The sequence below is a fragment of the Agarivorans sp. MS3-6 genome, assembly GCF_054112545.1.
In genome coordinates this window covers 167,260-193,233 of record NZ_CM134202.1, presented here as the reverse complement: position 1 = coordinate 193,233, position 25,974 = coordinate 167,260, and the positions used below count along the sequence as shown (strand labels likewise).

General features: G+C 43.2%; 28 protein-coding genes and 1 riboswitch. Of the genes, 19 read left to right on the top strand and 9 right to left on the bottom strand.

Features of this window, described 5'->3' with window-relative positions; genetic code table 11:
- Positions 1-144: 144 nt before the first annotated feature.
- Entirely contained in the window at positions 145-1,344 is a 1,200-nt protein-coding gene (locus ACVFI8_RS00955) for an ATP-grasp domain-containing protein (protein ID WP_457872765.1), read from the bottom strand.
- Positions 1,322-2,314 (bottom strand): ATP-grasp domain-containing protein, encoded by a 993-nt coding sequence (locus ACVFI8_RS00950; protein WP_457872764.1) that lies wholly within the window; start codon positions 2,312-2,314, stop codon positions 1,322-1,324. Before ACVFI8_RS00950 ends, ACVFI8_RS00955 begins: the two co-directional genes overlap by 23 nt.
- 262 nt (positions 2,315-2,576) lie before the next feature.
- Here ACVFI8_RS00950 and ACVFI8_RS00945 point away from each other — a divergent pair, with 262 nt between their 5' ends.
- Complete coding sequence (locus tag ACVFI8_RS00945) at positions 2,577-3,680, top strand: M20 family metallopeptidase (protein WP_457872763.1); 1,104 nt, start codon at positions 2,577-2,579, stop codon at positions 3,678-3,680.
- Positions 3,681-3,725: 45 nt separating this feature from the next.
- Here ACVFI8_RS00945 and ACVFI8_RS00940 read toward each other — a convergent pair whose 3' ends face one another.
- The 3 genes from ACVFI8_RS00940 to leuC all read right to left on the bottom strand — a co-directional run bounded on the left by ACVFI8_RS00940 (position 3,726) and on the right by leuC (position 7,400).
- Complete coding sequence (locus tag ACVFI8_RS00940; RefSeq protein ID WP_457872762.1) at positions 3,726-5,261, bottom strand: alpha-isopropylmalate synthase regulatory domain-containing protein; 1,536 nt, start codon at positions 5,259-5,261, stop codon at positions 3,726-3,728.
- 68 nt (positions 5,262-5,329) lie between these two features.
- Complete coding sequence (gene leuD / locus ACVFI8_RS00935) at positions 5,330-5,947, bottom strand: 3-isopropylmalate dehydratase small subunit (protein WP_248715312.1); 618 nt, start codon at positions 5,945-5,947, stop codon at positions 5,330-5,332.
- Between the two features lie 49 nt (positions 5,948-5,996).
- Positions 5,997-7,400, bottom strand: coding sequence for a 3-isopropylmalate dehydratase large subunit (gene leuC / locus ACVFI8_RS00930; RefSeq protein WP_248715313.1), 1,404 nt, complete (start codon positions 7,398-7,400; stop codon positions 5,997-5,999).
- 384 nt (positions 7,401-7,784) lie between these two features.
- Here leuC and ACVFI8_RS00925 point away from each other — a divergent pair, with 384 nt between their 5' ends.
- The gene (locus tag ACVFI8_RS00925) at positions 7,785-9,926 is read left to right on the top strand and encodes an alpha-amylase (RefSeq protein WP_248715314.1); all 2,142 of its coding nucleotides are present in this window, start codon (positions 7,785-7,787) and stop codon (positions 9,924-9,926) included.
- Between the two features lie 259 nt (positions 9,927-10,185).
- Here ACVFI8_RS00925 and ACVFI8_RS00920 read toward each other — a convergent pair whose 3' ends face one another.
- The 3 genes from ACVFI8_RS00920 to ACVFI8_RS00910 are packed head-to-tail and all read right to left on the bottom strand — an operon-like array spanning position 10,186 to position 12,773.
- On the bottom strand, positions 10,186-10,419 hold the full coding sequence (locus ACVFI8_RS00920; protein ID WP_248715315.1) for a hypothetical protein: 234 nt from the start codon (positions 10,417-10,419) through the stop codon (positions 10,186-10,188).
- Between the two features lie 15 nt (positions 10,420-10,434).
- Complete coding sequence (gene narL / locus ACVFI8_RS00915; RefSeq protein WP_248715316.1) at positions 10,435-11,070, bottom strand: two-component system response regulator NarL; 636 nt, start codon at positions 11,068-11,070, stop codon at positions 10,435-10,437.
- A complete protein-coding gene (locus tag ACVFI8_RS00910) occupies positions 11,067-12,773 on the bottom strand; it encodes a type IV pili methyl-accepting chemotaxis transducer N-terminal domain-containing protein (RefSeq protein WP_248715317.1) in 1,707 nt (568 codons plus the stop codon). The genes narL and ACVFI8_RS00910 overlap by 4 nt, the downstream gene beginning before the upstream one ends.
- A gap of 100 nt (positions 12,774-12,873) precedes the next feature.
- Positions 12,874-13,014: riboswitch (molybdenum cofactor riboswitch) on the top strand.
- Between ACVFI8_RS00910 and moaA the strand changes: the two genes are divergently transcribed.
- From moaA to ACVFI8_RS00835, 15 genes are all read left to right on the top strand, one after another.
- Complete coding sequence (moaA, locus tag ACVFI8_RS00905) at positions 13,003-13,977, top strand: GTP 3',8-cyclase MoaA (RefSeq protein WP_457872761.1); 975 nt, start codon at positions 13,003-13,005, stop codon at positions 13,975-13,977. Its footprint overlaps the riboswitch before it by 12 nt.
- Before the next feature lie 169 nt (positions 13,978-14,146).
- Positions 14,147-14,635 (top strand): ferredoxin-type protein NapF, encoded by a 489-nt coding sequence (locus ACVFI8_RS00900; RefSeq protein ID WP_457872760.1) that lies wholly within the window; start codon positions 14,147-14,149, stop codon positions 14,633-14,635.
- The gene (locus tag ACVFI8_RS00895) at positions 14,632-14,892 is read left to right on the top strand and encodes a chaperone NapD (protein WP_457872759.1); all 261 of its coding nucleotides are present in this window, start codon (positions 14,632-14,634) and stop codon (positions 14,890-14,892) included. Before ACVFI8_RS00900 ends, ACVFI8_RS00895 begins: the two co-directional genes overlap by 4 nt.
- Entirely contained in the window at positions 14,889-17,378 is a 2,490-nt protein-coding gene (gene napA / locus ACVFI8_RS00890; protein ID WP_457872758.1) for a nitrate reductase catalytic subunit NapA, read from the top strand. The genes ACVFI8_RS00895 and napA overlap by 4 nt, the downstream gene beginning before the upstream one ends.
- Positions 17,379-17,462: 84 nt before the next feature.
- Entirely contained in the window at positions 17,463-17,912 is a 450-nt protein-coding gene (locus tag ACVFI8_RS00885; RefSeq protein WP_248715619.1) for a nitrate reductase cytochrome c-type subunit, read from the top strand.
- 26 nt (positions 17,913-17,938) lie between these two features.
- Positions 17,939-18,514: a NapC/NirT family cytochrome c gene (locus tag ACVFI8_RS00880; RefSeq protein ID WP_248715322.1), complete on the top strand. Its 576-nt coding sequence runs from the start codon at positions 17,939-17,941 to the stop codon at positions 18,512-18,514.
- A 14-nt stretch (positions 18,515-18,528) separates the two neighbouring features.
- Positions 18,529-18,660 (top strand): TIGR02808 family protein, encoded by a 132-nt coding sequence (locus ACVFI8_RS00875; RefSeq protein ID WP_248715323.1) that lies wholly within the window; start codon positions 18,529-18,531, stop codon positions 18,658-18,660.
- A 78-nt stretch (positions 18,661-18,738) separates the two neighbouring features.
- Positions 18,739-19,323, top strand: a complete 585-nt coding sequence (locus ACVFI8_RS00870) for a molybdenum cofactor guanylyltransferase (protein ID WP_457872756.1) — start codon at positions 18,739-18,741, stop codon at positions 19,321-19,323.
- Positions 19,323-19,841 carry a molybdenum cofactor biosynthesis protein B gene (gene moaB, locus ACVFI8_RS00865; RefSeq protein ID WP_248715325.1) on the top strand — a complete coding sequence of 173 codons (519 nt, stop codon included), beginning with the start codon at positions 19,323-19,325 and terminating at the stop codon, positions 19,839-19,841. The genes ACVFI8_RS00870 and moaB overlap by 1 nt, the downstream gene beginning before the upstream one ends.
- A complete protein-coding gene (moaC, locus tag ACVFI8_RS00860; protein ID WP_248715620.1) occupies positions 19,838-20,317 on the top strand; it encodes a cyclic pyranopterin monophosphate synthase MoaC in 480 nt (159 codons plus the stop codon). Before moaB ends, moaC begins: the two co-directional genes overlap by 4 nt.
- 13 nt (positions 20,318-20,330) lie before the next feature.
- Complete coding sequence (gene moaD, locus ACVFI8_RS00855) at positions 20,331-20,579, top strand: molybdopterin converting factor subunit 1 (RefSeq protein ID WP_248715326.1); 249 nt, start codon at positions 20,331-20,333, stop codon at positions 20,577-20,579.
- Positions 20,580-21,020 (top strand): molybdopterin synthase catalytic subunit MoaE, encoded by a 441-nt coding sequence (moaE, locus tag ACVFI8_RS00850; RefSeq protein WP_248715327.1) that lies wholly within the window; start codon positions 20,580-20,582, stop codon positions 21,018-21,020.
- Complete coding sequence (gene modA / locus ACVFI8_RS00845; RefSeq protein ID WP_248715328.1) at positions 21,014-21,733, top strand: molybdate ABC transporter substrate-binding protein; 720 nt, start codon at positions 21,014-21,016, stop codon at positions 21,731-21,733. Before moaE ends, modA begins: the two co-directional genes overlap by 7 nt.
- 3 nt (positions 21,734-21,736) lie before the next feature.
- The gene (gene modB / locus ACVFI8_RS00840; protein ID WP_248715329.1) at positions 21,737-22,429 is read left to right on the top strand and encodes a molybdate ABC transporter permease subunit; all 693 of its coding nucleotides are present in this window, start codon (positions 21,737-21,739) and stop codon (positions 22,427-22,429) included.
- Complete coding sequence (locus ACVFI8_RS00835; RefSeq protein WP_248715330.1) at positions 22,416-23,453, top strand: ATP-binding cassette domain-containing protein; 1,038 nt, start codon at positions 22,416-22,418, stop codon at positions 23,451-23,453. Before modB ends, ACVFI8_RS00835 begins: the two co-directional genes overlap by 14 nt.
- On the opposite strand, the gene moeA is transcribed toward ACVFI8_RS00835, so the two are convergent.
- Positions 23,454-24,686 carry a molybdopterin molybdotransferase MoeA gene (moeA, locus tag ACVFI8_RS00830; RefSeq protein WP_248715331.1) on the bottom strand — a complete coding sequence of 411 codons (1,233 nt, stop codon included), beginning with the start codon at positions 24,684-24,686 and terminating at the stop codon, positions 23,454-23,456. It lies immediately after the preceding gene.
- Positions 24,687-25,079: 393 nt separating this feature from the next.
- Between moeA and ACVFI8_RS00825 the strand changes: the two genes are divergently transcribed.
- Both ACVFI8_RS00825 and ACVFI8_RS00820 read left to right on the top strand, forming a co-directional pair.
- Positions 25,080-25,679 carry a hypothetical protein gene (locus ACVFI8_RS00825; RefSeq protein WP_457872752.1) on the top strand — a complete coding sequence of 200 codons (600 nt, stop codon included), beginning with the start codon at positions 25,080-25,082 and terminating at the stop codon, positions 25,677-25,679.
- Between the two features lies 1 nt (position 25,680).
- Positions 25,681-25,962 carry an acylphosphatase gene (locus ACVFI8_RS00820; RefSeq protein ID WP_248715333.1) on the top strand — a complete coding sequence of 94 codons (282 nt, stop codon included), beginning with the start codon at positions 25,681-25,683 and terminating at the stop codon, positions 25,960-25,962.
- The last annotated feature ends 12 nt before the right edge of the window (positions 25,963-25,974 follow it).

Sequence of the window (25,974 nt, the reverse complement as noted above, 5' to 3'; positions counted from 1 at the left end):
TTGGCCTATTGCCAGGATTTTCGCAAAGCCTGTATTCTTTCCTTGAATATGTCGCATGGCCTAGCGCAGCGTAGTTGTCTGTTGCTAGGTTTACTATTTTGCATCCCCTATTTTATAGAATAAGGGAAGCAGATAGTTAACTTTTTAGCTAGATGGATGTAAAGGACTTGATTCATCAGCTTCTTCTAGAGAGGGTATGTCTCCTTGGTCTGGTTTCTCAGCCATTTGGGTCATTACCGTGGACTGGTCATGGGGCTTTATTAGCCGATAGTTGTCTTGCCTATTCCATGTTTCACTGGGCCATTCTTCCTCAACAGGCGCGGTATCTAATGAAACGATTGGGTAATTGTCTTCGCTAAGCTGGTTAAAGGTTTCACCGCTATCACAGCTTGGAAATACTTCTTTTCCAAAGGTAATATATCGCATGGTTCGTAGAATAGATGAGCTCATTTTGCCCAGTTCTTCCCAGTTATATAAGGGGATGTTCGGTAGCTTGAATTGTCCCTCAGATAAATGCCACATCAGATATTGGCCTATCCAATCTCTAATATAAGGGAAGGCCGCGAAAGCCGTGGCGCATTCGAGTATACGCAATTTTCCATCTATACCCACTGCCACATCACAAGCCCAATATTCAGCGTTAGCCGCCTTTGATACCTTAACGGCTAAATCTAATACCGCTTTGGGAACATCTTGGTAGTCCATACTGCCACCTTGGCTAGTATTGGTTAACCAATCGCCTTCCGGTGGTCTACGCCAAAAGGCACAAACTGGTTTATGGCCAATTAACATCACTCTAATATCTGCGCTCATTGGCACAAAGTCTTGCAAGTAGACTGGGTAATACTTTTTCTGTTCTAACAACTGGGTTGCTTGTTGGTAGCTATCAACTTTATGTACAAAATAGCCGCCATAATTAGACGGTCCGTAAGATTTTTTAATGATTTTTGGATAGGTGGTTGCTTGTAAAAAAGCATCCGCGTCTTTGGGTTCATAATAAATGTTAGTAGGGGGGATTGGGATCTGGTACTTTTCGCAAAAGTGAGTCACATTTTCTTTAGACTTGTTGCTAAATTGGGTATCAAGAGAGGGGATAAATCTTACCTCGGGTAGAGCCCGAGCAATTTCTCGAAAGGTTTCATAGGCTGTAGCGGGGATATTACCCACTAATACCTCAATATTCTTTTGTTTTACTTCTTCGATGAATCGTTGTTTGTCATTGCCCCAGTGATATACCACTGTTTCAATTTTATTTGGCCATCCTTTGAAGTTCGACTTATCAAAAAATCGCAAGACGTGATCAAGGTAAAGTAAACCTAACTTAGGCAGTTTGCTGTTGCTCATATATGCTGTCTTCTATTCGGTCTAATAAGGGGAGAGGCTGTGCTTTGGTGAACACGGTACGCTCTATTAATTCAACAATGGCGTTGATTTTTTTCTGGTTAAAATCAATACCTAACTTTTCTTGTTCTGGTGTGGCGAAGGCGGGGATGCCGTTAACCTCTAGCACCACGTACTCTTCGGCATCAAGATCATAGAGTAGATCTACGCCGGCCACTTCCAAGCCGGTTACTTTGGCCGCTTGTATTGCCAGTTCTATCACATCATCTGATGGGTGGCGTGTAATCACACTGCCGCCGCTGGTGATGTTTGTTTTCCAGCTGTCGGTAGGGGCTTTTCTGCCATAGCAACCGATATACTGACCATCGACAATGTCTACTCGATAGTCAGATTTATCATAATTAATGTACTTCTCTAGATAGAAATGCGGAACATCTAAACGATTTAAGAAGGGGACTAATACGTCTAAAGAGCGCTCATCTTCTATTTTTACAATGCCAGTGCCACCCCAACCGTCAGTAGGTTTGTAGACAACTCGGCCGTCCCATTCTCTTACTGTTTCACGTAAACCTGAAATATCATCTCGGTTAAACAGTCGATAATCGGGGCTGCGGATCCCCGCCTGGTTAAGTGCATAAGCGGTTAGAAACTTGTCCTCACAAAGTGAGAAGGCTTCATAGTTATTAATCGTTGGCACTAGCTTGTTTATCGCTTGGTATAAGTACAATTGATAAGGTGTTTGTTCACCAGCATTATAAGAAAAAAATAAATCGAGCTGTTCCATGGCTATGCCGTTACAAATGATCTCTCCATTTTTTGCTGATGCGTGGGCTAAATCTAAGCCGGTAATGACACTAATGCCTCGTTTGGCTAGCTTGCTAATTATTTGGTTTTGAATATCTTCGCCGCCACTATTTTGGTACATCCACATCCCTATAGTAGGGCCACTATTAGCTATTAGCGTTCTATTCATACACACCCCTTAAGACCAAAATATTTCGTAGTTACAAGGCTTAACCCCTTTTAAACCTTGTATCTAAAACAGCAATATTAGTGCCATCAGATGTCGTTAGTATTTCACTGGTTCACTTTTTGCACCGCCACTGTGTTGTTCGGTGGCAATAATCACTTGCAGCATAATGTGTTTGTAGGGAGTGGAACTCGCTGCTGTGCTACCTCATAAGGGGTATTGGCTAAGTTTGAAAGCATTGAATAGAGATAAGGGTTACTGCGCTATGGTTAACTTTACCCAGCTAAAAAACATCATTGATTTAAACTCATATACCAAAAATAAACAGGGTGTGGACCAAAATGGTGCAATGTTCCGTTCTTGGATGGAGCAGTTAGGCTACTGCACCGAAGTATTTGTCCGGGAAAAAATTGGTAATCACTTACATTTTCGTAGTGCATATAATCCCAAATTACCAAGGGTATTGCTGCTTGGTCATTTAGACACCGTATTTCCACCAAAGACCTTTGAAGGCTTTCGTGAAGATGCCGAGTGGGTTTATGGACCTGGTGTTTGCGATATGAAAGGAGGCAATATTGTCGCATTGGAAGCCTTAAAAGCGGTGAAACAAACACGTGGGACCATCGCAAACATTGATATGTTATTAGTGAGTGATGAAGAAAGTGGCAGTGATGACAGCAAGTACTTAAGTGCCGAATTAGCCAAAGAGTATGATATCTGTTTAGTGTTTGAAGCCGCTGGGCCAGACCATGAAGTCGTGATAGAGCGCAAAGGCGTGGGCACTTTTACCATTTCATTAGAAGGTAAAGCCGCACATGCCGGTAATCACTATGCCCAAGGGTGTAACGCGAATTTAGCGGCTGCCCATATGATTATAGCGTTGACTGAGCTCACTGATCTAACGCAGGGCAGCACCGTAAATGCGGGAAAATTTTCAGGTGGCATCGGTGCCAACACGATTTCCCCTAAAGCCTCGATAGTGGTTGAAGTTCGCTATACCCAAACAAAAGAAAGAGATCGCTTGTTAACCGCACTCAAAGAGATTGTAGCTACACCTAAAGTGCGCGGGGTGAGCGCTGAGCTTGAAGGAGGCATTCAACGAGACGTTATGCAGGCATCCGCTAAACAAGCTGCATTGCTGTCAAGCATTGCTGAGATCTTGGATTATCCACTAAAGACTGAAAAACGAGGAGGGGTGAGTGATGCCAACATAGTGTCTTCGGTGGGGGTGGCAACCTTAGATGGCTTTGGTCCTTTTGGCGACGGTGACCATACGATACATGAGCGAGCGAATAAACAGAGTTTTGTAAGGCGCATCGGCGAAGTTACCCAAATACTCTTAGCCTTTAATGCTGAAGTATCAGCTTAAGGTTTTTATAAAAACGGCAAGTCTTAGCTTGCCGTTTTAACGGGACTAAACTGTCTGACGTTGATGTAAGCGCACATTAAGCATACGTAGGGTAGCTTGAATGCCGGCAAATACTTGGTTGGAGTTAATCCCGCGAGTGTGGAATTGTTTGCCTTCATCACGCCATTGAATGACACATTCGGTTAAGGCATTGGCTTGCCCACCGGGTGGAATTCTCACTTCGTAGTCAATCAATTCTGGCAAAGAGAGATCAGCGTCTGATAAGGGATAAGCTAGGGCTTTCATAAACGCATCGAAGCCCCCGTTTCCATGACCGGAGCTTTTGTAAACTTCATCACCAATACGCAGACGAATGTTAGCCGAAGATTCTAAATCTAAGCCACTGGTTATTGAACAGTTTAGCATTTCAATGTGGGCAAAGTCGTTGCTTTCCATAATGTCGGCAATAATAAAGGGGAGATCCTCTTGGGTAATCGTGGCCTTTTGGTCGCCTAATTGAACGATTTTTTTCAATAATTTTTGCTGATTTTCAGCAGACAGCTCTATCTCCATGGCTTCAAGGTTTTTTAATACCGACGCTTTACCAGCCAATTTACCTAAAGCATAACTGCGCTCACGGCCAAAGCGTTCTGGGCTAAGCTCGGTGATATATAGGCCACCTTTTTGATCACCGTCGGCGTGAATTCCCGCTGTTTGGGTAAATACATCGGCGCCCACAATCGGCGTGTTGGCCGCTAAGCGTTTACCAGAAAAGCTCTCTACTAATTTGGCGATATTGTGAATTTCTTTCTCATCAATATTTAACTTAAAGCCAAGTTTATCTTTTAGCACTACCGAGACTTCGGCTAAGGAAGCGTTACCGGCACGCTCGCCTAAACAGTTCATGGTGCAGTGCAAAGCGGCTACGCCAGCTTGGGCGGCTGCCATACTATTGGCTGTCGCTAAGCCGTAATCATTATGTGGATGAAAGTTAAACTGAATACCTGGAAAACGAGCTATCATGTCGCTTAAGCTATCGAACACTTCTTTTGGTGCCATCACACCGAGGGTATCGGGTAGCATGAAGTGCTGTATGCCTAAGTCTTTTAACGCTGCTACTAGCTGATAGACATAATCGGGGCTATTGGCGTAACCGTTTGACCAATCTTCAAGGTAGACATTTACGTTTAAACCTTGTTTTTTCGCGTAAGTGACCGTTTGTTTAATATCGACAATGTGTTGCTCAAGGGTTTTGTTGAGCTGGTTAGTGCAATGGTTTAAGCTGCCTTTAGTGAGTAAGTTAATCACTTTAGCGCCAGATTGTACGATCCAGTCAACACTTTTAGTGTTATCAACAAAACCAAGAATTTCAATTTGATTTAAGTGGCCCGCATCTTTAGCCCAAGCGGTGAGTTGTTGCACGGCGGCTTTTTCACCGTCGGAAACACGTGCAGAAGCGACTTCAATACGATCGACTTTTAACAACTGAAGAAGGGCTTTGCCGATGGCTACTTTTTCTTGGGGGAAATAAGACACACCTTGAGTTTGCTCGCCGTCGCGAAGGGTAGTGTCCATGAGTTGTATTGAGCGGTTCTGCTCCATAAACCATGTCTCGCAGTAATGAAAATTGCTAAAAAATAGACGCAGCCTAAGCTGCGTCTAAATTACAACTAGGCGCTTGGCCACAACCAAGGTAGTTGTTGTTTGTGTTTTGCTTCAAATTCAGTAATTTTATCTTCGAATTTTAAAGTCCAACCGATGTCATCAAGACCCTTTGACAAGGTCTCTTTACGGAAGGGGTCAACATCAAACGCAATCTCTTTACCGGCAGGGGTTTTAATCACTTGATTCTCTAGATCGATAGTAATTGAAATTCCCGGTGCAGCTTCTACTTCATCCATTAATGCTTGCAGTGTTTCGGCATCAACTTTAATTGGCAATATGCCATTTTTAAAGCAGTTGCTAAAGAAAATGTCAGCGTAACTAGTTGAAATAATGGTATTAAAGCCATAGTCGGCAATTGACCAAGGTGCGTGCTCACGTGAGCTACCACAACCAAAGTTATCACCAGCGATTAGGATTTTTGCGCCTTTAAACTCAGGGCGGTTTAACTCAAATTCTGGATTGTCAGAACCGTCTTCTAGGTAACGCCAATCGTGGAATAAGTGGATACCAAAACCGGTGCGCTCAACCTTTTTCAAGAATTGCTTTGCAATAATTTGGTCGGTATCAACGTTGCTGCGGTTCATTACCGCGGCAATAGAATCGTGTTTATCATATGGTTGCATATCTAACTCCAAAAATTTAACTCACATCGATTAACTCAATGTGTTTACATTATTTCCAAGTACGTAAATCGACGAACTTACCTTCTACGGCAGCTGCTGCGGCCATGGCTGGTGAAACAAGGTGGGTACGACCCCCTTTGCCTTGTCGTCCTTCGAAGTTTCGGTTTGAAGTAGAAGCACAACGTTGCTCAGGCTGAAGGTAATCACCATTCATTGCTAAACACATTGAACAACCTGGCTCACGCCATTCCCAACCCGCATCAATGAAGATTTTATCTAAACCTTCTTTTTCGGCTTGTTCTTTTACTGGGTAAGACCCTGGTACGGCAATAGCTTGTACGCCTTGGGCAACCTTTTTGCCTTTGGTCATTTCAGCGGCTGCACGGAAGTCTTCGATGCGACCATTAGTACAAGAGCCTACGAATACCACATCAACTGAGAAATCTGTCATTTTCTTGCCAGCTTCTAGGCCCATGTAGTTAAGGGCGCTTTTAGCGGCGAGTGACTTGATAGAGTCTTCGATTTGAGCTGGATCTGGAATGGCTTGATCCACTGGAAGTACTTGCTCAGGCGAAGTGCCCCAAGTGATTTGCGGAGCGATGTCAGCGGCAGCTAATTCTACTACTGCGTCGTACTCTGCGCCTTCATCGGTGGTTAGTGATTCCCAGTAAGCAACTGCTTGTTCCCAGTGCTCGCCTTTTGGCGCAAATTCTTTACCTGCTAAGAAATCATAGGTTTTTTGATCTGGAGCGATAAGGCCAGCACGTGCGCCGCCTTCAATAGCCATGTTACACACGGTCATACGACCTTCCATGCTAAGGGCTTCAATAGCGCTACCGGCAAATTCAATAACGTATCCAGTACCACCAGCAGTACCAATTTTACCAATAATGGCTAACACAATGTCTTTGGCGGTAGCAAATGACGACAGTTCGCCATCTACTTTAACTAACATGGTTTTTGACTTTTGCTGCTGGATAGTCTGAGTAGCCATAATGTGCTCTACTTCAGAAGTACCGATACCGAAGGCTAGGGCACCAAAAGCACCATGGGTAGCTGTATGGCTATCACCACAACACACTACCATACCTGGGTGAACGAAGCCGTGCTCTGGTACGACGATGTGAATAACGCCGTTGTTGACACTGCTCATGTCGTAAAGGTTAATACTGTTATCGGCACAGTTTTGCGCCATAACTTCAATTTGTTTCTTGCCGATTGGATCTGGCAAGTTGATGCGGTCGGCAGCTTTGGTTGGCACACAGTGGTCCATTGTTGCCAGAATGCTATGGGGGTTGCGAACCGGGCGATTAGCAATGCGCAAACCTTCAAATGCTTGCGGGCTAGTTACTTCGTGCATGAGGTGACGATCAACAAAAAGGATAGATGCGCTACCTTTTGGTTCGTGGACTACATGCGCGTCCCAGATCTTTTCGTACATTGTTTTTTTCATTGCTTCCTTTACACCCTGTCTGTTGCTTTCTACTCGCGCTGTTTCTATTTCTTTGTCAAGATTTAAGCGACTACTATCGTAAACTGTTTCTTTTATTTGTTTGCACATTACGGTTTCTGAACCAACACTAAGCACTCAAATAACCACAATTAAGACCCAACATCATAAAACAACATCTTAGGTCCAGCAAGGGGCACGAGGGAATCAGTGTCGATATGATGGCGAACTTGTTGTTTTGCCAAATGAAAGCGCTGTCAGTCATAAAATTAACAAATAATCATGCTTTGTTAGTGAAAACTTCAGTAGCTTTTGTTTTCATCAATTCAATTAGTTGAACGAGGGGTTTACTCGCGGTTTGCGATGTACAAATTCCATGGAGGTTGAATGAAAGGTTTTAAACTAGGTTTATTGAGTGCGGCGCTAGTTATGGCGGGTGGTTCGGCGGGTGTGTCGGCAGCGATGATCAAAACCCCTTTGTACATGAATTATGCTGAAAGCGGCGTAAATGTTGAACAACGTTTAAAGTTTGCAGGTAAGAGTCGCTATAAAATCACGGTTCCTTTAGAGAAACGTATCTACAACATCCAAATCTCAGATGAAGGGCAACAATGTGGTTTACGCTATGGCCCTGTAGACGAAAGCAAGCTTCGCTTCTCAAAAGCGCAAGGCCTTGATGATTGTGCTAAAGACAAGTTTTTTGAGTTGAATATTCGGTTTGCGGGTGATTATGAGTTGATTTTGGATAACTCTGACGCCGACAAACCTACGTTACAAGTATCCCGTAAGGCGCAAGCTTCGACGTTTAAACGTAAACCACCAGCGGTTGAGTGTATCGCTTGGGATGGAAAGCCAGTAACTGTTGATGTGAGCTCTACCTTTAAAGATGGCCAAACCGTTAAAGACTTCTATTCAGGCCAAACTCAAAAAGTACTTAACGGCCAAGTCAGTATGCAACCTGACCCAGCCAGCGGTGGCGTGTTGTTGCTTGAAGCCGCCGACGCTAAAGCCAGTGAGTTTTCTTGGGATAACGCTAGCGTTTATTTCATCATGACTGATCGCTTTAATAACGGCGATACCAGTAATGATTTTCCGTTAAACCGTAAAGCAGATGGCAAGCAAGAAACCGGAACTTTCCAAGGTGGAGACTTTAGCGGTATTACAGCCAAGCTAGATTACATTAAAGATCTTGGCATGAACGCTATATGGGTAACCCCTATAGTAGAGCAGATTCATGGCTTTATTGGTGGTGGTGAAAAGGGCAGCTTTCCGTTTTATGGCTACCATGGGTATTGGGCATTAGACTTTACTAAGATTGATCCTAATTTGGGTAGTGAAGAAGATTTTGGCCGATTTGTAGATGAAGCGCACAAGCGTGGAATACGCGTATTGGTCGATGTAGTGGTAAACCATGTGGGTTATCCAACCATGGATGACATGCAAACGTTTGGTATTAACGCTATGGCGCCTGGTGCCCCAGTGCCCAAAAAATGGACTGATTGGCAACCCGATTTTGATAAAGGCCATAACTGGCATCGTTATAACAACTTCATTCGCTGGAGCTCGAGCGAGTGGGTAGAAAATTGGTGGGGCCCTGATTGGGTGCGCAGTGGTATGGCTGGATACACTCCTCCTGGCGGCGACGATATCACCATGAATTTAGCGGGCTTACCAGACCTATTAACAGAAAGTACTAAGCATGTTGGTTTGCCGCCAATCTTGAAAAACAAGAAAGATACTAAAGCGGTAGAGCGTGAAGGTTATACAGTTTTAGATTATTTGGTTGAGTGGCATACCAACTGGGTTCGAGATTACGGTATTGATGGCTTTAGGGCTGACACAGTAAAACACGTAGAAGCCGAAGTGTGGGCGCAGCTAAAAGACACTGCTACTGAAGCCTTGGCAGAATGGAAGAAGAATAATCCTGAAAAAGCCTTAGATGACAAGCCATTTTGGATGGTAGGCGAAGTATGGCACCACGGAGCTTATCGAGACTTCTACTTTGACAATGGCATGGATAGCTTAATCAACTTTGAGTACGCGGGTGACAGTGCAGCACTGAAAGGCTCACAATGCTTAGCGCAAAACGAAAATATGTACGCTACTTATGCGAAAGACATTAATAGTGACCCTACTTTCAATTTGTTAACTTACATTAGCTCACACGATACTAAGTTGTTCTACTCGAACTACGAAGATATTCCGCTACAAGCGGGTGCGGGTACCGCCTTGTTGATGATGCCGGGTGGTGTGCAGTTGTATTATGGCGATGAAAGCGCAAGGCCTCGTGGCCCTCAAACCGACGCTTTCGATTCGCCGACCCGTTCTTTTATGAACTGGGCGCAAATAGAAAAAGAAGCGGATCGCCAAGCCTTGGTTAAACACTGGCAAAAAGTAGGTCAGTTCCGCGACCGTCACGTAGCGATTGGCGCAGGTGAGCATAATAAGATTAGTGACCAACCTTACGCCTTTAGCCGCGTTAAAGGCGACGATAAAGTGGTCGTCGTATTCGCAGGTAATAAACAATAACAGCAAATAGTAAACGGTAATAGCAAAGCGACGCCTTGGTAAAACAAGCGTCGCTTTTTTTGTGTTTGGTTGTTAGTAAGACTAAGGCCAACGGGTTCGTGTCGACTAAATTTCGATCTGGGCGACCCCATAGATGTAGCGACGAACAGGGCATCATTAGACGGGGGATAGGGGGACTTGTGGCTCACTATAAGCCGGGGTGGACCGGCCAAACCGAGGGTAAATAAACGATCGGTTTTCTTAAAGGCCGTTGATTTTGCTAAATTAAGCCGTTTCTCAGTAGGTCAATAACCACCAACGCGATGACTAACCATAGGCCATATTTAATGCGTTGGTATTCTCTGGCAGTGAGGTCGTTAACAGGTTTAAAAAAAACCAAGAAAGGTCGCAGCCACTCTTGGTGGCGTTGAGAGTGCCAATATATTGCTTGCAAGAAACACGCTGTTGAAAGCGCAACTAGAACAACTTCTAGTCCTAAAATAAGCTTGTTCATTAGCACCTTAACCGCTTAAGCCATGTGCTCTAGGTACATAACCGTTAACTCTACCCGAGATTTAGCGTTAAGTTTTCTGAGTAAACTTTTTACGTGAACCTTGACAGTACCTTCGGTTATTTTGAGGCTAGATGCCACTTCTCGATTACTCGCACCTTTAGCTATCTCATTGAGTGTTTGCAGTTCTCGTTTGGTTACGGTGGCCAATTTGTCTGCAAATTCATCATTCTCGTGCAAGCAATTTAAGTAAGGGAGTAATTCGTCGCTAAGGACTTGTTGCCCTGCTGCGGCTTTCTTCAGCTGTTCATGAAGTTGTTCTGGCTCCATATCTTTTAGCAAGTAGCCATCGGCGCCAGCATTAATCAATTTAATCACATCTTGTTTTGCATCGGACACGGTTAAAATAATGATGGTAGATGATATTTGCTTTTCCCGTAATAGCTTTAGTGTGTCTAAGCCAGACAGGCCTTTCATATTGAGGTCTAACAATATTACATCAGGCTCTAATTCGTTACATAACTCGACTGCTTGAGCGCCACTTCCTGCTTCAGCGATTACATTGAAGTCAGGTTCAATACTTAAAAATTGCACGATCCCTTTACGCATAAGAGGGTGGTCGTCGACAACAAGAATGCTAATAGTATTGCTCATAGTTCGGTAGTTCCTTGTTTACTGAGAAGCGGAAAACTTAGTTTAACGGAAACTCCGCCACTTAAAGATTGATCGAAATTAATTTGACCGTTTAAACGTTGAGCTCGTTCTTGCATTATCTGCAGCCCGTAATGGTCATTAACTTGTTTTAGTTTATTTCCTCGTAGTCCATCATCAGAGACTTCTAAGGTTATTTGTTCAGTATCACCAATACAAGTGACTGAAATTGTATCACAATCAGCATGTTTGAGAGCGTTAATGATAGCTTCTCTAACGATTTGGATAATATGGATTTGTTTATCTGCTTCCACCATGTCATTACTCAGATCACTGGATAATACAATGGTTTGGGGGTGCTGATTGTTAAGCTCTTTCACTAATACTTTTAGAGATTCGGTAAGTAAGGCATTCTTAATGGTCAATCTGAAAGTGGACAGTAGCTCTCGTAGCTGAGCGTAAGCCGCGCCAAGTACATTTTTTATTTCTTCGCTGATGATCCAGCTTTGCTCGACATCTGCTGGGTGGTTTTTAAGTTGCCTCTGTAACAAGCTGGTTTGTATTTTTAAATAAGATAGAGTCTGAGCGAGTGAATCATGCAATTCACGTGCGATAGTGGCACGTTCTTCCATTAACAATAATTTTTGTTTTTGCAGTAAGCTCTGTTCAAATCTTAAAACTTTGGTCACGGTTCGACTGTAGCTATTTACAATAGCTTGTTGGCTATGGGCAATAGCGGGTAACTGCAAATACCCGTAATGTTCGTTTTCAAGTCTCAACTCTCTAGGCGATACCAAGCTTTCATTCGTTTCACCAATTTCTATGCTTATATCCAATTTTTCTAAGTAAAGCTTCGCATCACTAACCGCTAAGGTTTCGCATAGTAATTTTAACGATCGCTCTAGATGCTGTTGGTTTAAATCGCTGTTAAACAATTCTTGTTCTAGTTGGTATAAGAAGTTTAGGTCGCGATTTGCGTGCCTCAATTCTTTGGTTTTATCTTTTACTTGGTTTTCTAGGTTCTGGTAAGAACGCTCTAAGTCTTTAGACATAGAAATGATGGCTTTAGACAAAGTTTCCATTTCGATACTGTCATAACGGGTTGCTAAATCTAACTTAAAATCACCGTTTTGCACTTGCTTAGCTGCTTCAACTAGCTTGTATATAGGCTTGGAGATATTTCTTCGCATATACCACAAGGTATAAATAGCTATAATGGTGATAATTGCGAAGGCGATGAGCTGTAGCAAGGTTAAAGAGAACACTTTTTGTTCAGAGCTATATTGCGTTTGGGCTACAAAATCGTCGATAAGGTCGACAAAAGCGACGATTTCCAAATCAAAAGCGGCTACATCGCGAGAGCTTACCACTGGCTTCAATTGTTTCCATCTGTCTTGTACGGCTTGATAATGTTGCAAAATCGTATCGTCTTGTTTGGCAACTTTTTTCAACGAAGGGCTGTTTAGAGAGTTTTCAAATTGGCTGATCTTTGGCTTAATATCGGTAGCGCCTATATTTAAAGCGTGCGCCATACGGTAGCTTTGCATGCGCAGTGAGCCGGCAACGTTGATTGCTTCGGCATCTTTTAAACTGTTTACCAAAGTGGTTAATGAACTTACCGCTACCAATGCAAATAAAAACATCATCAGGCTAAGTAAGCGAATAATCGCTATGCCAATAGAGCGTTTGCCAAAAAAACGTTTCAAGCTGAAATCCTTGTATTTATGAGAGATTAGCTAGCAGTATCAAGATTTATAATTGTATCTTGAACACAAAGCACTTAACAAATCCGGTTTTATTGCATAGCATTAAACCTATCACCGAAGTCTAAAATGACCTAAGTCAGAATGATATGGCGTTTAGACCCTTAGCAATAGACTAAGCAGGGTAGAGTTCAGAAATGGCTTTGCCTCCCGCATTTGGAAAGGTTGATTTATGTTATCGGATTCGTTTGACCGAAAGTTTTTCTATTTGCGTCTTTCTCTGACTGACGTCTGTAACTTTAAGTGTGATTATTGTCTGCCCGACGGTTATCACTGTGAAACACCCCATGCCAATTTGTCTCTATCAGAGATCGAACTACTCGCTCGTTGCTTTGCGAAATTAGGTACCAATAAAATCCGTTTAACCGGAGGCGAACCTAGTTTGCGCAAAGACCTCGTTGAGGTAATGCAAATTTGCTCTCAAACCGAAGGTATTAAGCAACTCGCCATGACCACTAATGGTTTTAAATTGGCCAGTCATGCCAAGCGATGGAAAGAAGCAGGCTTAAGCCATGTGAATGTTAGTGTTGACAGTTTAGACCCTCGCCAGTTTGAGTTAATAACTGGGACTAAGACCTTTAGTAAAGTAATGCGAGGAGTCGACGAAGCCTTAAATCAAGGGTTTGAAGCGGTTAAGCTTAATGCCGTTCTTATTAAACACATGGCTGAAACGAATTTTATAAAGTATCTCGAGTGGATTAAACACCGCCCCGTAGAGGTTCGTTTTATTGAATTGATGCAAATGGGTGATCACCCAGAGTATTTTGAACAGCACCATATAGCAGGGGATGGCTTCAAAACTCTCTTGCTACGACAAGGGTGGGAGCAGCAAATTAGAGCTCACAATGCCGGCCCTGCTCAAGTTTTTCATCACCCCGATTACGCCGGTAAAATTGGTTTGATCATGCCATACTCTAACGATTTTTGTGCCAGCTGCAATCGCTTAAGAATTTCATCACTTGGAAAATTACACCTTTGTTTATTTGGTGAAGAGGGCGTCGACTTACGAGATTTATTGTCAAATTGCGCCCAGCAAGATCAGTTAATGCAACGAATTGAAACCGCCTTGCAAACCAAAAAAGTGAGTCATTTCCTTCACGACGGCAACACCGGCGCTACTCCCCACCTCGCTTCTATCGGCGGCTAAGTTTAAGTGCGTGATAGAAATCACGCACTATACTTGATCTAAGTCAATCATTCACACAAACACCTCTTTAGAGGTATGTTATTGAATGTTAATAACTTCTACGCTTATTCCAATAGAAACCTAAGGGGTTTTGTCGTTTGGGTAAAGCCCAATTTGGAAGGGAACGAGGATGTCGGTAGATCTGTCTAAACGGCGTATGTTTGGAAGCAGTCCAACGGCTCGCAATAAACAACATCACTCTTTGCCTTGGTTAATCGAAGCAATCGACAAGGGCTGTAGCCAATGTGGAGAATGCTTAAAAGCGTGCCCAGAGAAGATTATTGTCAAAGGAAGTGGTGGTTTTCCTACCATTGATTTTACAAAAGGTGAATGTACGTTTTGTTACCAGTGTGCCGAATCTTGCCCTGAATCTTTGTTTCATCTTGAAGAACACCCCGCCTGGACAAATTCAGTCGTGGTTAATGGCGCTAACTGCTTAGCTCAAAATGGCGTTTATTGTCGTACTTGCAGTGATACCTGTGATCAACGAGCGATATCGATTAAACCATTGTTAGCCGGAAAAGCTGAGGTCAATATCGACTCGGTAGAATGTAATAGTTGTGGTGCTTGTATTTCTGTATGCCCCAGCAATGCCATTGAAATTAAGGAAGTTGGATGAACGACGAGTACCACATTAGTAGCGCAGTGGTGATGTGTCAGCCTGACCGAATCACTGAAGTTATCGACCAAATAAGCAGTTTTGCTGGATTAGAGGTACATGGTTTTAACCCCGAGGGAAAAATTGTTGTCTCTATCGAAAGTGAAATGCGCAACAACATCGTAACGACCCTAGAAGATATCGGAAAGTTGGAAGCGGTGCTAAGCAGTAATTTAGTATTCCACCAATTTGAATCAGCCAATGAGGACGCATCATGAAATGGACACGCCGACAATTTGTTAAAGCGAATGCGGTCAGTGCCGCCGCCACCGTGGCCGGTATCACTATACCGGCCAGTGCGACAAATCTAATTACCACTTCTGAAGAAACAAAAGTGACCTGGGATAAGGCCGCCTGTCGATTTTGTGGTACTGGTTGTAGTGTGTTAGTCGGCTCGCAAAATGGCAAAGTAGTCGCTACCCAAGGTGACCCTGAATCGCCGGTAAACAAAGGTTTAAACTGTATTAAAGGTTACTTCCTTTCTAAAATCATGTACGGAAAAGACCGCTTAACTACGCCTTTATTGCGTATGAAAGACGGTAAATTCGACAAAAATGGCGAGTTTGCTCCGGTTTCTTGGGACCAAGCTTTCGATATTATGGCTGAAAAATGGAAACAGGCGCTTGCTGATAAAGGGCCAACCTCTGTCGGTATGTTTGGTTCAGGCCAGTGGACTGTTTGGGAGGGTTACGCTGCCGCCAAGTTACATAAAGCGGGGTTCTTAACCAATAACCTCGATCCTAATGCACGCCATTGTATGGCTTCAGCAGTAGGGGGCTTTATGCGTACCTTCGGGATCGATGAGCCGATGGGTTGTTACGATGATCTTGAAGCGGCTGATTCGTTTGTGCTTTGGGGCTCGAATATGGCCGAAATGCATCCGATTCTATGGTCACGATTAACCGATCGTCGTTTATCTGCTCCTCACGTTAAAGTTCATGTCTTATCTACCTTTGAACATCGTAGTTTTGAGTTGGCGGATAACGGGATGGTATTTACCCCGCAAACAGATTTAGCCATTCTTAACTATATCGCCCATTACATTATTGAGAATGACAAAGTTAACTGGGATTTTGTTAACAAACATACTCATTTTAAACGCGGTGAAACGGATATCGGTTATGGTTTACGCCCAGAACACCCCTTGCAGAAAGCCGCTGCGAACCCCGATTCTGGAAAAATGACCGATATGAGTTTCGATGAATATCGCGAGTTCCTAAAAGACTACAATCTAGACGCGGTGGTTAAACTGTCAGGCGTACCAGCAGAAAAACTCGAAGCGTTAGCAAAAGATTACGCCGATCCCAATGTCAAAGTGACGTCGTTCTGGACTATGGGCTTTAACCAGCATACCCGTGGCGTTTGGGCAAACTGTTCTTGTTACAATATTCATTTGTTAACCGGCAAAATTTCCGAGCCGGGTAATAGCCCGTTCTCGTTAACAGGGCAACCATCGGCCTGTGGCACTGCACGCGAAGTGGGAACATTCTCGCATCGTTTACCTGCCGATATGGTGGTGAATAACCCCAAACATAGAAAAATTGCAGAAGATATTTGGAAGCTTCCCGAAGGTGCTATTCCGCCCAAACCTGGCTACCACGCCGTATTACAAAATCGGATGCTGAAAGACGGTAAACTTAACGCATATTGGGTCATGTGTAACAACAATATGCAGGCCGCACCCAATATTAATGAGGAAGGTTTACCCGGTTACCGAAATCCTGAAAACTTTATTGTGGTCTCTGACCCGTACCCCACGGTGACAGCTCAAGCCGCCGATTTGATTTTGCCAACCGCCATGTGGGTTGAAAAAGAAGGCGCTTATGGTAACGCTGAACGTCGTACTCAATTCTGGCATCAACAGGTGTCACCACCAGGTGACGCTAAATCTGATTTATGGCAGTTAGTTGAGTTTTCGAAACGCTTCACTGTAGAAGAAGTATGGCCAGCTGAGCTAATAGCTAAGAAGCCCGAGTATAAAGGTAAAACCCTCTATGATGTGCTTTACCGTAACGGTGTGGTGGATCAATATCCAGTCGAACAGGTTGATGCTAAGTTAAATGATGAATCAAAAGACTTTGGTTTTTACCTGCAAAAAGGGTTATTTGAAGAATACGCCTTGTTTGGCCGTGGCCATGCCCATGACTTAGCCCCATTTGATACCTACCACAAAGTGCGTGGACTACGTTGGCCCGTCGTGAATGGAGAAGAAACGCGGTGGCGTTTCCGTGAAGGCTCAGACCCTTATGTAAAACCAGGTCAAGAAGTACACTTTTATGGTAAGCCAGATGGTAAAGCGTTCATCATTGCTACGCCTTTTGAGCCTGCTGCAGAGTCTCCAGATGAAGAGTTTGATTTGTGGCTAAGCACGGGGCGTGTTTTGGAGCATTGGCACTCTGGGTCGATGACACGACGTGTACCGGAACTCTATCGAGCCTTTCCTGATGCAGTGTTATTTATTCATCCAGAGGATGCAAAGCAACGTGGATTTAAACGAGGTGATGAAGTACTCATTCAATCACGCCGCGGTGAAGTTAAATCACGTATTGAAACTCGCGGCCGAAACCGTCCGCCAAAAGGCCTTGTATTTATGCCTTGGTTCGATGCCAAGCAGCTAACCAATAAGCTCACTTTAGATGCCACAGACCCTCTCTCAAAAGAGACTGACTTTAAAAAGTGTGCCGTGAAGTTAGTGAAGGTTTAACGCAATTGAGAAGTATTGAGAGCCCCTCGCTGTTAATACTTCGTTAGAAAAGTTTGCCAAGGTGGCGGAGAGAGTATTATGAAAATGCGAGTATTAATGTCCGGCTTTATAACCAGCCTTCTGCTTTGCGGAGCCGTTGTAGCCAATGATTACGTAAGTAATGGTGGGGTCGCCTCATTAAGAGGTGATACTGAGTTAAATACTCAGAAACAGGCCGCCAATCTAAAACATGTCGTAGAACAGGATAAACCTTACGAAAGTGACTATGTGTTTCAACCACCGTTGATACCGCATCAAATACGTCACTATGAAATGAGTTTAAACGCCAATAAATGTTTGTCTTGTCATAGTTGGAAGAATGCTCGCGAAAGTGGAGCAACTAAGATCAGTGTGACTCACTATGAAGCTCGAGATGGTCAAGTGTTAGCGGATGTGTCTCCTCGTCGTTATTTCTGTTTACAGTGCCATGTGCCTCAAAATGAAGCCGCGCCGTTGATAGAAAATGATTACCAACGTGTTGAGTCATTACGCTAAATACAAGTTTAACCAGAGGCTAAATTATGAAGTTACTAAAAGCATTTTGGCGAAAACTCAGTACACCCAGCAAAGCTGCTGTGGGTGTAGTGTTAGCGCTCGGTTTTACCGGTGGTATTCTATTTTGGGGTGCCTTTAACACGGGAATGGAAGCCACTAATACCGAGGCTTTTTGTTCAGGTTGTCATGCGCCGATTGTTGCTGAAATTCAAGAAACTATTCACTACTCTAACCGTTCAGGAGTGCGGGCTATCTGTTCCGATTGCCATGTACCACATAATTGGACCGATAAAATTGTTCGTAAGGTACAAGCCAGTAAAGAGTTGATAGCCTTTGCTATGGGAACAATTAGCACCCAAGAGAAATTTGAGGAACGGCGCGGTTACTTAGCTGGCAGAGAATGGCATCGTATGAAAGAAAATGATTCACAGGAATGTCGTAACTGTCATGAGTTTGAATTTATGGACTTTTCTGAACAACGCCCCCGAAGCGTGGCGCAACACTCAGACGCTTTAGCTAGCGGAGAGAAAACCTGTGTAGATTGCCATAAAGGAATTGCACACCGCTTACCCGATATGAGTGGCGTTGAAGGTTGGCAGTAAATTAAGGAAAACACATGAGTACTTTAGAATCAGTTTTTTGGCATGTGTTAGGTTATGCCGCTATGCCGACTATTTTTGTGATGGGTTTTGTTGGAGTTGCGGTTATTTCTCTAGCTATTCTATCTAAATGGGATAAAGACCAATAACTTAGGCTTGATTAAGCCTTTTCATCCTAACACTTAGTAGGCATTATTGGCCTACTAAGTGTTTTTACTTTTTAGAGCATGCAAAAAAAAATTCATACAATCATTCATGGGGTGGTGTTAGCCGGCGGACAATCTCGCCGTATGGGCACCGACAAAGCAATGCTCTCATTAAAGGGCAAAACCTTATTGGCGACGAAAGTGAATCAACTTGAAGCGGTACTGGCTAGTCCCTGTTATGTTAGTGGTTATTATCCAGCGTTTCGCTGCATCGCGGATAAAGGGGAGTCACATGGTCCTCTATCCGGTATATTAAGTTGTTTAGAAGCCTTAGAGGGCGATGCCTGTTTGATTGTACCGGTTGATATGCCTTTGCTAAGTAATCAGGTTATCGACTGTTTAGTTCAGCACTACACTGACCAACCAGCTAACTATTCTTGTTTGAATAGCGTTTTCCCTTTAGTCGTTCAAGCGAACGCTAGTAATATTCAATTACTGAAAGATGTTCTTGATTATTCAGAGCAAAAACAGCGGTCAATTAAAGCATTTTTGTCACTTATTCAAGCAACTGCCGTAGATTTACCCCAAGCTATGCAAGCTTCTTTGATAAACACCAATACACCCGAGCAATGGCAGTTCGTTGTAAATTCACTTGGAGAAAATTAATGAGCCATTTGGCGAATAATACTCAAACATTCCTAAATATTGCCGTACTGACGGTTTCAGATACTCGAGATGAACAAACAGATACCTCTGGACAGTACTTAGTCAGTGCATTGCAACAGGCTGGGCACAACTTAGCCGATAAGCAAATTGTAATCGATGACGTGTATAAAATAAGAGCTGTGTTGAGTCAGTGGATCGCCGACCCTGAAGTGGATTGCGTTATTTCGACCGGCGGTACAGGGTTTACAGCAAGAGATAATACGCCTGAAGCGGTGAGTGTGTTATTTGATAAAGACATTGAAGGCTTTGGCGAATTGTTTCGTTATATCTCGTATACCGAAATAGGAACATCCACCGTTCAAAGTAGAGCCTTGGGTGGCTTTGCCAATAAAACCGTCATTTTTTGTGTACCCGGCTCAACCAATGCGTGTAAAACAGCGTGGCAAAAAATACTGTTAGAGCAACTGAATAGCACTCACAAGCCCTGTAACTTCGTACCGCACATAGGGCAAAAATAATGAGCGACTTTAGCCATATCAATGCATCAGGAGAAGCGATTATGGTCGATGTTTCTGATAAGTCAGAAACAAGCCGAATAGCCAAGGCTCAAGCTCTAGTTGAAATTAATCAACAAACAGTGGCTAGCTTAATCAGTGGCGAGCAACATAAAGGTGATGTATTTGCTTGTGCGCGTATCGCGGGTATCCAAGCGGCTAAAAAAACCTCAGAGTTAATTCCGCTTTGTCATCCTTTGATGCTGAGTAAAGTCACGGTTGAGTTGGACTTGAACGAAACCGCAGGACTTATCACTGTAATCAGTACAGCCAAATTAAAAGGGCAAACGGGCGTAGAAATGGAAGCACTTACGGCCGCCAGTGTTGCAGCTTTAACCATTTACGATATGTGTAAAGCGATCCAAAAAGATATTGTGATTAAAGATATTAAGCTTCTGGAGAAGCATGGTGGCAAATCAGGATCTTTTTGCGCCCAATAATTAAGGTGAGCTTATGTTAATCAAGGTACTATTTTTTGCTCGGCTAAAAGAACAGCTTGGCTGCTCAAGTATAAATATAGAGCTGGTAGAAGGCAGTAATACTGAAAATTTAACTGAACAGTTAATTAACACCGGCTCCGCTTGGTCGGTGTTAGCTGATGATTCCGTGCTTGTTGCGCTAAATCAACAACAGATAAATGATGTACAGCGACTTAAAAATGGTGATGAGGTCGCTTTTTTCCCCCCGGTGACAGGAGGCTAAATGATTCGTGTACAACAACAAGATTTTGATGTTGGCGAGGAGTATCAACGCTTAAGAAATCGAGCCAGTGCGGGTGCGATAGTGTTTTTTGTTGGTTTAGTCAGGGACATGAATTTGGGTGAACAAGTACAAGGCTTGCACCTAGAGCACTATCCTGGCATGACTGAATCACAATTAGCTCGGATTGTAGATCAAGCTCGAACGCGGTGGCCAATTCAAGATGCTAGTGTTGTGCATCGAGTGGGAGATTTAGATGTTAACGAGCAAATAGTATTTGTTGGGGTTAACAGTGCGCACCGTGAAGCATCTTTTGAAGCCTGCCACTTCATTATGGATTACTTAAAAACTCAGGCAACGTTTTGGAAAAAAGAACGTACTTCACAAGGCGATATTTGGTTAGATGCTAGAGAGTCTGATCTAAAAGCGAAGAACAAATGGTAAAACTGTTGGTTACTGTGTTACTCATGGTCATGGCTAACATCGTCAATGCAGCTCCGGTTACGATGGCGGTTGCTGCTAACTTCAAAGCCACGCTAGAATTGCTAGCGAAAGATTACCAAGCAGTAAATTCCAATTTTGTTTACCGCATTTCCAGTGCGTCTACTGGTGTACTGTATAATCAGGTGCTGCATGGCGCGCCATTTGACTTGTTTTTTTCAGCAGATGAGCAGCGTGCCAAATTGCTGTTTACAAACCAATACGCATTAGCACAGAAACCATACGCTGTTGGTCAGTTAGTGTTTTGGGCCCCTAACTATACCAATGCTTACGGGCAGCCTGTAATGGGCGAACAATTATGGCGAGAGTGGCAATTTGGTGTTGCTTATGCCAATCCTAAACTGGCGCCGTACGGCTTAGCAGCAGATCAATTAGTGAAACAAAAAGGCCTAACCAGCAAGCTTATTCTCGCTAACAATGTCTCACAGGTTTATCAATTTATTGTAACCGGTAACGTAGCGGGCGGTTTTGTCGCTCGCTCAACGCACGCGTTGTTTGATGGTTCTTATTGGTTGGTGCCTACCCACTTTCATCAAAGGCTTGCTCAACATGTTGCATTGCTTGAAGATACTCCACAAGCTTTGGGCTTTTATCAATATTTATCGAGCGCTAAGGCGCAGACTATTATTACTGACAACGGATATTTATTACCTTAAGCAATGACCGAAGCAGAATTTCAAGCCATCCTATTATCGATTAAACTTGCTTCACTAAGCTGTTTAATATTGCTGCTGCTTGGTACGCCTTTAGCTTGGTGGCTAGCGAGAAGCGAATCTAAGTTAAAGCATATTGTGGAAGCGATTGTCGCGTTACCGATTGTGTTACCACCCACCGTCCTCGGTTTTTATCTACTTATTGGTTTCGCCCCAGATAGCATGCTAGGCCAATGGTGGCTGCAATTGACCGGCAATCAACTCGCGTTCAGTTTTTCAGGTTTGGTATTTGCTTCTTGTCTCTATTCCTTGCCATTTGTGGTTCAGCCCATACAAAGTGCATTCAAACAAATAGAACCTGGCGTATTAGATGCCGCTAAAGTGCTGAGAATGGCCAAGTGGAAGCAACTAGTCGCAGTAGAATTGCCCTTAGCTAAAAATGGATTTTTGGTGGCAATGGTTTTAGGCTTCGCTCATACTTTAGGTGAATTTGGGGTGGTATTGATGATTGGCGGTAATATTCCTGGTGAAACCCAAGTTATTGCAATCGCCTTATTTGACCATGTAGAAAGCCTGAATTTTGCGGCTGCTCATCGTCTCGCTATTGTGTTGCTAGGTTTTTCGTTTGTTGCTTTGCTGATGACTTATTTTTTCTCTGCTAAAAGCAAGCGAGTAGGGAGCATCGGTGTTAAGTTTTAGCCTAGTTTACCGCAGGGAAGATTTTCTTTTAGAAACAAGTAAATTAGATTTACCCTCTTTAACTGGGGTTTTTGGCGCCTCTGGAGTGGGTAAAACAACCTTACTACGAATATTGTCTGGCTTAGAATCGCCATCTCGTGGTGAGATACAGTTTAATGGGCAAAGCTGGTTAAACGCTTCCTGTAATATCCCACCCCACCGTCGACCTATAGCCTTTGTGACTCAAGGCAGTCATCTATTTCCTCATTTAAGTGTTAAAGCGAATATAAAATTAGTACAACGCGTCAATAATGAAGAGCTGTTACAGCTTATCAATTTATTTGAATTAGTCCCTTTATTGGATAAAAAAGCGACTCAGTTATCGGGTGGACAAGCACAGAGGGTGGCGTTAGTGAGAGCGTTAGCTAGCCAACCCAAATTGTTGTTGCTAGACGAAGTATTCTCTGCCCTGGATAGGAGCAGCGCGATAGCTTTACTCAAAGGTTTAAAAAGGTGGTTAACCGCTCGCCACATTGATTGCTTAATGATATCGCATAACCCGGAGGACTTAGTCTATTTCAGCGACAAAGTATTGCTGTTAACTGCGGACAAGCCCGTAGCACTGGGTGATAGTTTACAGATGATTAATCGATACAACGATCAGCAGCAACAGGCTTTAGTTATCAAGGTGGTTCAATCGGATAGAAAAGCCGATCGCGGCTGGCGATGGTTTAAGTTCGGACAACAATACCTACTCGCTGAGAGCGATCAGCTATTAGATCAAAGCTTTCATTTAGTTAGCTTTAAACCTAAAAATTTGGTGATTTCTAGTCACTTTGTAGAAAACTGCAGTGCGCAAAACCAGTGGCAAGCAAAGGTTGTGGGGCTTAGTCAACGAGCGAATGAATGTTTAATCGAAGTGGATTTAGAGGGGCTGGTATTTTCTGTACCTATCTCTCCAAGAGCCCAACAAACCTTATGCTTGGCTAAAGACCAAATGGTGTTTTTGCTGCATAAGGCTGTAAAATTGCATAATCAGTTTTAACTAGGTCATTGGGTTGGCGAACATTTCGATATTCACTGGTTCGCCAGCACTCACTTTACCGCGGGTTTCTTCTAAAACAATAAAGCAATTGGCGTCGGTGAGACTGGTGAAAATGGCACTTCCTTGAGCACCCGTTGAGCGTACTTGGAGCTGACCTTGTTCATTGATACTGGCGTAACCCCGCTGGAAGTCGGTGCGCCCAGGAGACTTTTTAAAACTTTGTAAAGACGTAGCTTTTAGACTTAATGGTTCTTGGTAGTTCCAGTCACTGGCTTTTGCTATCACCAACATCGCAAGTTTGTAGAACGTAACGAAGGCTGACACTGGATTACCTGGTAAGCCGACGAAATAAGAATTTGCTAACTGTCCAAATGCGAAAGGTTTTCCAGGTTTAATGGCTAATTTCCAAAAACCAATATCGCCAATTTCATCCAGTACTAATTTAGTGTAATCAGCTTCGCCAACAGATACTCCGCCACTACAAATAACAATATCGGCCTGTTGATCAGCATTAATGAAAGCCTCGTTTACCTGCTGTTTATCATCGGGTATCACCCCTAAATCGATGATTTCTACAGGCAATTTATTTAGTAGCGCTCTTATTGCAAAGCGATTGCTATCATATATCTGGCCGTGTTTAAGTGGCAGCCCTGGTTGGATTAGTTCATCCCCGCTAGAAAATATGGCAACTTTCAACAGGCTTTGAACAACAACATTTTTAATACCTAAGGTTGCAAGTAATCCAATATGGCTTGAATTTAGGCGTGTTCTCGCAGGGATAACGACCTGCCCTTGCTTGACATCTTCTCCAGCAAACCTAACGTTTTTCCCCTTGGTAATTGGTTGTTTAAAATGAACTAAGTTACCGACTGTTTCGGTGTTTTCTTGCATTTCGACCGCATCACAGTCCGTCGGCAAAGGGGCTCCTGTCATAATCCTTACACAATGACCGGCTTCTACGCTAAGTTTGCGCGTATCGCCGGCAAATACTTTGTGGCTTAAAGGGAGTTGCTTATCTTCTGGTAATTGTTCAACGCAAATAGCGTATCCATCCATTGCGCTGTTATCAAATGGAGGAATATCTAATGGAGAAACAATATCTTCAGCCAAAATTCGGTCCAAGGCCTCATCTACACCAATTGTTTGTGGTGTTGTTTTGATGTTAACGCTGTTGGTAAGCGTTGATTTGGCTTGTTCTATTGGCATAAGGCCTGGCTGACTGCAGCAATCCATTGAGTGTGTTACCTCGGTGTTGTTGAGTGGTACTAATAGCGACACTGACTACATAGTTGAGTGGTACTAATAGCGACACTGACTACATATAAGACTGAATTATCACATTTTTATTGAATATTATCAGTTACAAAATGCAATATTTACGACAGATGATTGCGTTTTATAGGTACGCTCAGACATCACATTTAGTCTGCAATATGAGCATAGCTTAGCCGTTTTATTGGTTTTAGCTTGAATTTACTGATTTCCCCATTTAGTTGGTAATATTAGAAATAGCAAATCTCAACGTTATTTAAGCTCACAGTTCTTTTAACTTATACTTAATGTGTGTAACATATTCTTCACAACTGGGTGTTGGTCACAGTTTGGGCGTTTATCAAGGGAGTTGATATGTCTTCAAAAGCCACAAGCCACATGGTGGTTCGTGCTATATCAAGTATAGAGTTATATCAATTTTGTGAGTTACTTATGGAGGCCGCTAGCTGGTTCGAATCACGAGGTGAGCCATTGTGGAAGTTAAATCAAATAACCCCTCATTCCTTACTCGCTAATCATCGATTAGATGAAATGTTTATGGGGTATGTGGCTGGTAGGCCGGTAGCAGCAATGATTTTGAATACTCGTTGTGGAGCCATTGAAGTAAACAGTGAAGTAAAAAATGAAAGCCTATTTATGCATAAACTTACAGTTTGCCGTAATAATGCGGGGCAAGGTCTAGCAAAGCTGATGGTCGACTGGGCGCGCTGTTATGCATTAAAGCTAGGTTATAGTTTACTTAGCTTAATCTGCAATTGTCGAGATGAGAGGCTACGCTGGACATTGAGTCAGTTTGGCTTTGAAGAGGTTGAGCAACTCAATGCGCAATATCAATTGCAACGATATTTTTGTTTAGAGCTGGATCATTGCAAAGTACCTCTAGACGCTTTACCCCTTGAATCGATAGGCTTTGACTTTTCTATTTTAGGTAAACCAAAACCATTAATGGGGTGATATGTCGTTAATCCGCTTAACTGTTTTAGCCAAAGGAAAAGTACAGGGCGTAGGATACAGATACCATATTATGCTCAAGGCAAATCAGCTATCAATAACCGGTTATGCCAAAAATCTTAGTGATGGTGATGTTGAAATTGTCGCTGAAGGTAATGAAACAGACGTGATGGTTTTAATGGGGTTTCTGCAAACAGCTTCTCCGTCTTCGGTGGTTGAAGATATCGTCACTGAAGAGCTAATTAAGCTAGATACCTTAACGTTTAGTCAGTTTAATAGTTATTAAAAAAGGCGCCAT